This is a genomic window from Roseovarius sp. D22-M7, from assembly GCF_037083785.1.
GTDB lineage: Bacteria > Pseudomonadota > Alphaproteobacteria > Rhodobacterales > Rhodobacteraceae > Roseovarius.
Window position 1 is genome coordinate 1 of record NZ_JBAPKY010000092.1, and the last position, 8,572, is coordinate 8,572.

The window sequence follows — 8,572 nt, forward strand, 5'->3', positions numbered from 1 at the left end:
CGTGCATGAACGCACGGATGCTAACGTGGCAGGTGGGTCAGTTTTAGATGATCATAACCCACCCAGGTGGGTCACTTTTGCATGCCGATTCACAGATATTGAGGTCAAAATGTTCGCCCGAGATGACCCTCGAGGGTGAGTGAGGGACCTGTGAATCATCATATCGGCCAAGGCGGAACCTGAAAGCCGTGCGTAGCAAAAACGGGAGCAAAATGCGTAGCAAATCGATCATTCCGTGCTGCGGAAGCGATCAAACCCCTTGTTTTATTGACTTTTTTGTATCAATGAGGAGAGTTTGTGGTGCCCAGGAGAGGACTCGAACCTCCACGTCCATACGGACACTAGCACCTGAAGCTAGCGCGTCTACCATTCCGCCACCTGGGCCGGTGGTGGGCAGGCGTGTAGAGGCAGCGCGAGGTGGTGTCAACGGCGATTTTGCGGCCTCGGCGCCTCAAGTCAATCGGCTTGTCCAAAGCGCCCGGGAACGATAGTGAAGTATGTATCGCGTTCAGCCCGGAGGCTCTCCATGTCCAGACTTGTCACCATCTTCGGCGGATCGGGATTTGTCGGTCGCTACATTGCGCGGCGGATGGCCAGTGCGGGATGGCGGGTGCGCGTGGCGGTGCGGCGGCCCAACGAGGCGCTGCATGTCAAGCCCTACGGCGATGTCGGGCAGGTCGCGCCCGTGGCCTGCAACATCCGAGACGATGCCAGCGTGCGCTCGGTGCTGCACGGGGCCGATGCCGTGGTGAACTGTGTCGGCACCTTCGACCGCAAGGGCCGCAACAACTTCACTGCCGTCCAGGACGAAGGCGCGACGCGGATCGCCCGGCTGGCCGCGGAAGAGGGCGTGGAACGACTGGTGCAGATCTCGGCGATCGGCGCGGATCCGAACTCTGCCAGTGAATATGCGCAAAGCAAGGCGGCGGGCGAGGCCGGCATCCTGAAGCATTTCCCACAGGCGGTCATCCTGCGCCCGTCGGTGATCTTCGGGCCAGAGGACCAGTTCTTCAATCGTTTCGCCTCGATGAGTCGGTTCGGCCCGGTCCTGCCCGTGGTGGGGGGCGAGACCCTGTTTCAGCCGGTCTATGTGGACGATGTCGCGCAGGCGGCGCAGATGGGCGTCGACGGGACCGCCGCGCCCGGCATCTACGAGCTTGGCGGCTCGACCCGCGCGACCTTCCGCGAGTTGATGGAGATGATGCTGACGATCATCCGGCGCCGGCGTCTGATCTTGAACATTCCCTTCGGCATTGCGGCGGCCATGGCCTGGGGGATGGAACTGGTGCAGACGCTCACCTTCGGTCTCGTGCCGCCGCAGATCACCCGCGACCAGGTGCGCAGCCTGCGGGTGGACAATGTCGTGTCGGACAAGGCCCGCGGCTTTGCCGATCTGGGGATCACGCCGACCTCGCTGGACGCGGTACTGCCCGACTACCTGTGGCGCTTCCGCAGGGGCGGGCAATACGAGGCGATCACGGATTCTGCGCGCAACCTGCGGACCTGATCGCGCTCAGCCATAGGCGAAGACCAGCAGGCCCAGGCCGAGGCCGAGGCGGTAGATCACGTAGGGCGTGAAGCTGACGCGGTTCAGCAGGCGCATCATCAGGGTCAGCGCCAAGAGCGCCGCGACGAAGGCGAACCCTGCGGCTATCGCGGCGTCGCGCATGGCCGCGAGATCGGCGTCGAGCACCGCCTCACCGGCGAGCAGGAGGCCGCTGGCGGCGATCGTCGGGATCGACATCAGCATGGAGATGCGCGCCGCGTCGTGGCGCTGGTATCCCAGGAAGCGCGAGCCGGTAATCACGATGCCCGACCGCGAGGTGCCGGGGATCAGGGCGATGGCCTGCCAGAACCCCAGGATCACCGCGTCGCGCAGGGACCAGGCGCCGGTGCGTTTTTCTTGTGCGCCGGCCTGATCGGACCAGTAGAGCAGCAGGCCGAAGATGATCGTGGTCCAACCGATGACGGTGACCGAGCGCAGACCGTCCTGTAGCCCCGAAAGCTTGAGAAGCAGGCCGAGTACGATCACCGGGATCGTCGCGATCAGCAGCAGCAGCGCGAGCCGCGGGCCGGGGGTGTCGACGCGCCCGATCAGCATGCGCGGGGTGCCGAGTATGGCCAGCCGGACATCGGCCCAGAAATATATCACCACGGCGACGAGGGTGCCGACATGCACGGCGACATCGATCATCAGGCCCTGGTCCGGCATGCCGGCGAGGCCCGGCAGCAGGATGAGATGCCCCGACGACGAAATCGGCAGGAATTCGGTGACCCCCTGAATGATCGCCACGATGAAAATGTGAAAAAGCGTCATTGCGGCGATCCCATCCTCTATGCCGCGCAGCTATAAAGCATTGCGAACAAAGGGCAAACGGCAATTAAGGACCGGATCGGACGTAGTGTTGAGAATTTCTTTACACAATCATGCTGCCACTGCCGAAATTTTCTGTTAAAGGACAGCATTGCTGACTTTTCATCGCTCGCGACTTAGCGTAAGTTCCTGAACAAGTGAAAAGGAGGGCGTGTTGTGACGAAGCAACCCATGCTGAAATTCGTGGATGTCGAGCGGGACATGCCAGAGAAACGGACGGCCGATATGCGGCGGCAGGATTTCAACGAGATCTATGCCGAGTTCGCCGATGAAAAGGCCAAGGAGCAGTCGGGGCGGTGCAGCCAGTGCGGCGTTCCATATTGCCAGACGCATTGCCCCTTGCACAACAACATTCCCGACTGGCTGCGCCTCACCGCCGAGGGGCGGCTGAAGGAAGCGTATGAAGTCAGCCAGTTGACCAACACCTTCCCAGAGATTTGCGGCCGCATCTGTCCACAGGACCGGCTGTGCGAGGGCAATTGCGTCATCGAGAAGGCCGGGCACGGCACCGTCACCATCGGCGCCGTCGAGAAGTACATCACCGACACCGCGTGGGAGGAAGGCTGGGTCGAGCCCATTGCCCCGCCCGCGGAACGTGTTGAATCCGTTGGTATAATCGGTGCCGGCCCGGGCGGTCTGGCGGCCGCGGACGTGCTGCGGCGCGAGGGCGTGCAGGTCACTGTCTACGATCGCTACGACCGGGGCGGCGGGCTGATGACCTATGGCATCCCGAGCTTCAAGCTGGAGAAGGACGTGGTCATGCGCCGCATCGACCAGCTGGAACAGGGCGGCGTCGAATTCGTGCTGAACTGCGACGTCGGAAAAGACATCACCTTCGAGGAAATTCGCAGCAAACACAACGCGGTAATGGTCGCGACCGGGGTCTACAAAAGTCGCAACCTGACCGGTCCCGGGGTCGGCGCGGATGGCATCGTGCGGGCGATCGACTTTCTCACGGCGAGCAACCGGGTGGGATTCGGCGATGAGGTGCCGGAATTTGACAGCGGCGAGCTGAATGCAGAGGGCAAGCGAGTGGTTGTGGTCGGAGGTGGCGATACCGCAATGGATTGTGTGCGCACGGCCGTGCGGCAAGGTGCCACGTCGGTAACCTGCCTGTACCGGCGCGACCGCGACAACATGCCCGGCAGCCAGCGCGAGGTGGCCAATGCCGAGGAAGAAGGCGTTGTTTTCGAATGGCTTAGCGCGCCGGTCGGCTTCGCGGGCGACCCGGTGACGGCGGTGCGCGTGCAGAAGATGCGGCTGGGGGCGCCAGATGCGACGGGGCGGCAAAGCCCCGAGCCCGTCGAGGGTGCCGTCGAGGACGCGCCCGCGGAGCTCGTGATCCAGGCCCTCGGATTCGAGCCCGAGGATCTGCCAACGCTCTGGAATCAAAAGGAATTGGAAGTGACCCGCTGGGGCACGATCAAGGCCGATTTCACCACCGGGCAGACCGGTCTGGAGGGCGTTTTCGCGGTGGGCGACATCGTGCGGGGCGCCAGCCTTGTTGTGTGGGCGATCCGCGACGGGCGCGATTCGGCCAGTGCCATTCTCGAGTATCTGAGCGCGCCGCAGGCCATCGCCGCCGAGTAGACGCGCGTACGACATGTACCATATGTACCCGCGTTGTGTACGCGCGGGCGCGACTGCCGCGCCGCGAAGCGCCACGGCGCGGGGCACCGACCCTGACCCAGGGTCATCAGGCAACAGGGCAGACTTACTGACCTACCGTATGAAGGAAGGGTTAACACCGATGACGCAATTCGATCAGGACTGGGCCGACCGTGAAGAGGCCAAGCGCGACTGGCTGGCCGAGCACGGGATGTATGCCCACGCGGAGGAGCATTCCTCTTGCGGGGTGGGCCTCGTGGTGTCGGTCGATGGCACCGCCTCGCGCGGGGTGGTCGAGGCCGGGATCGATGCGCTGAAGGCGATCTGGCATCGCGGGGCCGTCGATGCCGACGGCAAGACCGGCGACGGGGCGGGGCTGCACGTGCAGATCCCGGTGCCCTTCTTCTACGACCAGATCCGCCGCACCGGGCACGAGCCCGACGAAAGCCGGCTGGTCGCCGTCGGGCAGGTGTTCCTGCCGCGCACCAATTTCGGCGCGCAGGAATCGTGCCGCACCATCGTCGAGACCGAGGTGATCCGCATGGGTCACAAGATCTACGGCTGGCGGCACGTGCCGGTGGAGATCACCTGCCTGGGCGAGAAGGCCAACGCGACCCGCCCCGAGATCGAGCAGATCATGATCTCGGACAACAAGGGGCTGGACGAGGAGACCTTCGAGCGCGAGCTTTACGTGATCCGCCGCCGCATCGAGAAGGCGGTGCTGCAGGAAGGCATCACGCAGTTCTACATGGCCAGCCTGTCGTGCCGCAGCATCATCTACAAGGGCATGATGCTGGCCGAGCAGGTCGCCGAGTTCTATCCCGACCTGATGGACGAGCGCTTCGTCAGCGCCTTCGCGATCTATCACCAGCGCTATTCGACCAACACCTTCCCGCAATGGTGGCTGGCGCAGCCGTTCCGCATGCTGGCGCATAACGGCGAGATCAACACGCTGAAGGGCAACAGCAACTGGATGAAGAGCCACGAGATCCGCATGGCCAGCAGCGCCTTCGGCGACCGGGCCGAGGACATCAAGCCGATCATCCCGCAGGGATCTTCGGACAGCGCGGCGCTGGACGCGGTGTTCGAGGTGCTGGTGCGCGCCGGGCGCAACGCGCCGATGGCCAAGACCATGCTGGTGCCGGAATCGTGGTCCAAGCAGCGCGAGGAACTTCCCGTCGCGTGGCGCGACATGTATTCATACTGCAACTCGGTGATGGAGCCGTGGGACGGCCCCGCCGCCCTTGCCATGACCGATGGCCGGTGGGTCTGTGCGGGTCTCGACCGCAACGGGCTGCGCCCGATGCGCTACGTGGTGACCGGCGACGGGTTGCTGATCGCCGGGTCAGAGGCCGGGATGGTACCGATCGACGAGCGCACCGTGCAGGAGAAGGGCGCGCTTGGCCCCGGGCAGATGCTGGCCGTCGACATGGTCGCGGGCAAGCTTTACCACGATGCCGAGATCAAGGACACGCTGGCGCATGCCCAGCCCTTCGGCGACTGGGTGGGCAAGATCACCGAGCTTGACAGCACGCTGTCGGCGCTGACCGAGGCGCCGCTGCATACCGGGGCAGAGCTGCGCAAGCGCCAGATTGCCGCCGGTTACACGATGGAAGAGCTCGAGCAGATCCTCGCTCCGATGGCCGAGGACGGCAAGGAGGCCATCGGCAGCATGGGCGACGACACGCCGAGCGCCGTGCTGTCGCAGCAATACCGCCCGCTGAGCCATTATTTCCGGCAGAATTTCAGCCAGGTGACCAACCCGGCGATTGATTCATTGCGGGAATTCCGGGTGATGAGCCTCAAGACCCGGTTCGGCAATCTCAAGAACGTCCTCGACGAGAGCAGCACGCAGACCGAGATCCTGGTGCTGGAAAGCCCGTTCGTGGGCAACGCGCAATGGGACGGGCTGGTGCGGCAGTTCAAGGTCGACGTGACCGAGATCGACTGCAGCTTCGTCGCCGGCGAGAACGCGCTGCGCGACGGGCTGGAGCGGATCCGCGCCGAGGCCGAGGATGCCGTGCGCTCGGGCACCGGGCATATCGTTCTGACCGACCAGTATTCGGGCCCCGACCGCGTCGGCATGCCGATGATCCTGGCCACGTCCGCCGTGCACAGCCACCTGACGCGCAAGGGCCTGCGCACCTTCTGCAGCCTCAACGTGCGGTCGGCGGAATGCATCGACCCGCATTATTTCGCCGTGCTGATCGGCGCGGGCGCGACGGTGGTCAACGCCTATCTCGCCGAGGACAGCATCGCCGAGCGGATCGAGCGCGGACTGATCGACGGCACCCTGACCGAGGCGGTGGCGCGCTACCGCAAGGCGATCGATCTGGGCATCCTCAAGATCATGTCGAAGATGGGGATTTCCGTCATCTCGTCCTATCGCGGCGGGCTGAATTTCGAGGCCGTGGGCCTGAGCCGCGCGATGTGCGCGGAATACCTGCCGGGCCTGACCAGCCGGATCAGCGGCATCGGCGTGTCGGGCATCCAGGCCAAGCTGGAAGAGGTGCATCGCCGCGCCTGGAAGGGCGGCCGCGACGTGCTGCCGATCGGCGGGTTCTACAAGGCGCGCAAGTCGGGCGAGACGCATGCCTGGGGCGCGCAGGTCATGCACATGATGCAGATGGCCTGCGACCGGTCCAGCTACGAGCTGTGGAAGCGGTATTCGGCGGCGATGCAGGCCGGCCCGCCCATCCACCTGCGCGACCTGATGGAGATGAAGCCGATCGGCGAGGCGGTGCCGCTGGACGAGGTCGAAAGCGTGACCGCGATCCGCAAGCGGTTCGTGACGCCGGGGATGAGCCTGGGGGCGCTGAGCCCCGAGGCGCACAAGACGCTGAACGTGGCGATGAACCGGATCGGCGCGCGGTCCGATTCGGGCGAGGGCGGCGAGGATCCGGCGCATTTCCACCCCGAGGCCAATGGCGACAACCCGTCCGCCAAGATCAAGCAGGTCGCGTCCGGGCGGTTCGGCGTGACCGCGGAATACCTCAACGCCTGCGAAGAGCTCGAGATCAAGATCGCGCAGGGCGCCAAGCCCGGCGAGGGCGGGCAGATCCCCGGCATGAAGGTGACCGAACTGATCGCGCGGCTGCGGCATGCGACGCCGGGCGTTGCGCTGATCAGCCCGCCGCCGCATCACGACATCTACAGTATCGAGGATCTGGCGCAGCTGATCTACGATCTCAAGCAGATCAACCCGACCGTGAAGGTGACGGTCAAGCTGGTGGCACAGTCTGGCGTCGGCACCATCGCCGCCGGCGTGGCCAAGGCCAAGGCCGACGTGATCCTGATCTCTGGCCATAACGGCGGCACCGGGGCGAGCCCGGCGACGAGCATCAAGTATGCCGGCCTGCCATGGGAGATGGGCATCACCGAGGCGCACCAGGTGCTGTCGATGAACCACCTGCGCGACCGGGTGACGCTGCGCACCGATGGCGGCCTGCGCACCGGGCGCGACATCGTGATGGCCGCGATGATGGGGGCCGAGGAATACGGCATCGGCACCGCCGCGCTGATTTCCATGGGCTGCATCATGGTGCGCCAGTGCCAGTCGAACACCTGCCCGGTGGGCGTCTGCACGCAGGACGAGAGCCTGCGCGCCAAGTTCACCGGCAATGCCGACAAGGTCGTGAACCTGATCACCTTCTACGCGCAGGAGGTGCGCGAGGTGCTGGCGAGCATCGGCGCGCGCAGCCTCGACGAGGTGGTCGGGCGCGCGGATCTGCTGACGCAGGTGTCACGCGGCTCGGCGCATCTGGACGATCTGGATCTCAACCCGATGCTGATCACCATCGATGGGGCCAAGGACATCCGCTACGACCGCAACCGCCCACGCAACGAGGTGCCGGACACGCTGGACGCGGAAATCGTGCGCGACGCGGCACGGTTCTTGGAAGACGGCGAGAAGATGCAGCTGCATTACGCGGTGCAGAACACCGACCGGACGGTGGGCACGCGGGTGTCGTCGCATATCGTGCGGCGCTTCGGGATGAACAACAGCCTGCAGCCCGATCACCTGACGGTGAAACTGAAGGGCAGCGCCGGGCAAAGCCTGGGGGCGTTCGCGGCCCCCGGGCTGAAGCTCGAAGTCGCGGGCGACGCCAACGACTACGTCGGCAAGGGCCTTTCGGGGGCGACCGTCGTGGTGCGCCCGCCGATGGCCAGCCCGCTTGTCGCCGCCGACAACACGATCATCGGCAACACGGTGCTGTACGGCGCGACCGCCGGCTATCTCTTTGCCGCCGGGCGCGCGGGCGAGCGTTTCGCGGTGCGCAATTCCGGCGCGCATGTGGTGATCGAGGGCTGCGGGTCGAACGGCTGCGAGTACATGACCGGCGGCGTCGCGGTGATCCTCGGCGAGATCGGCGCGAATTTCGGCGCGGGCATGACCGGCGGCATGGCCTATGTCTATGACCCCGAGGGACGCGCGGAAACGCTGGTCAACGGCGAGACGCTGGTCAGCTGCCCGGTCACAGAGCCGCATTGGGAAGCCGAGCTGAAGGGCCTGATCGAGCGCCACGTGGCCGAGACGGAATCGCGCCGCGGCGCCGAGATCCTGCAGGACTGGGATCGCGAGAAGGCCCG

4 protein-coding genes and 1 tRNA gene are annotated in these 8,572 nt (G+C 65.2%); 3 read left to right on the plus strand and 2 right to left on the minus strand.

The genetic code is table 11. The annotated features are described in order from the left end of the window. Positions 1-298 precede the first annotated feature (298 nt). Positions 299-384 (minus strand) — tRNA-Leu (locus V8324_RS20510). Between the two features lie 142 nt (positions 385-526). Here V8324_RS20510 and V8324_RS20515 point away from each other — a divergent pair. Beyond that, positions 527-1,507 carry a complex I NDUFA9 subunit family protein gene (locus tag V8324_RS20515; RefSeq protein ID WP_336421757.1) on the plus strand — a complete coding sequence of 327 codons (981 nt, stop codon included), beginning with the start codon at positions 527-529 and terminating at the stop codon, positions 1,505-1,507. Between the two features lie 6 nt (positions 1,508-1,513). On the opposite strand, the gene V8324_RS20520 is transcribed toward V8324_RS20515, so the two are convergent. Continuing rightward, complete coding sequence (locus tag V8324_RS20520; protein WP_336421758.1) at positions 1,514-2,317, minus strand: undecaprenyl-diphosphate phosphatase; 804 nt, start codon at positions 2,315-2,317, stop codon at positions 1,514-1,516. Positions 2,318-2,530: 213 nt separating this feature from the next. On the opposite strand from V8324_RS20520, the gene V8324_RS20525 reads away from it, so the two are divergent. Continuing rightward, on the plus strand, positions 2,531-3,964 hold the full coding sequence (locus tag V8324_RS20525) for an NAD(P)-dependent oxidoreductase (RefSeq protein ID WP_336421759.1): 1,434 nt from the start codon (positions 2,531-2,533) through the stop codon (positions 3,962-3,964). 160 nt (positions 3,965-4,124) lie between these two features. Then, positions 4,125-8,572: glutamate synthase large subunit (gltB, locus tag V8324_RS20530; protein ID WP_336421760.1), on the plus strand; the 4,448-nt coding region annotated here is incomplete at its 3' end.

Coding starts and splice junctions, on each gene's coding strand:
- V8324_RS20515 (WP_336421757.1), top strand. CDS start 527: ATGTCCAGACTTGTCACCATCTTCGGCGGATCGGGATTTGTCGGTCGC.
- V8324_RS20520 (WP_336421758.1), bottom strand. CDS start 2,317: ATGACGCTTTTTCACATTTTCATCGTGGCGATCATTCAGGGGGTCACC.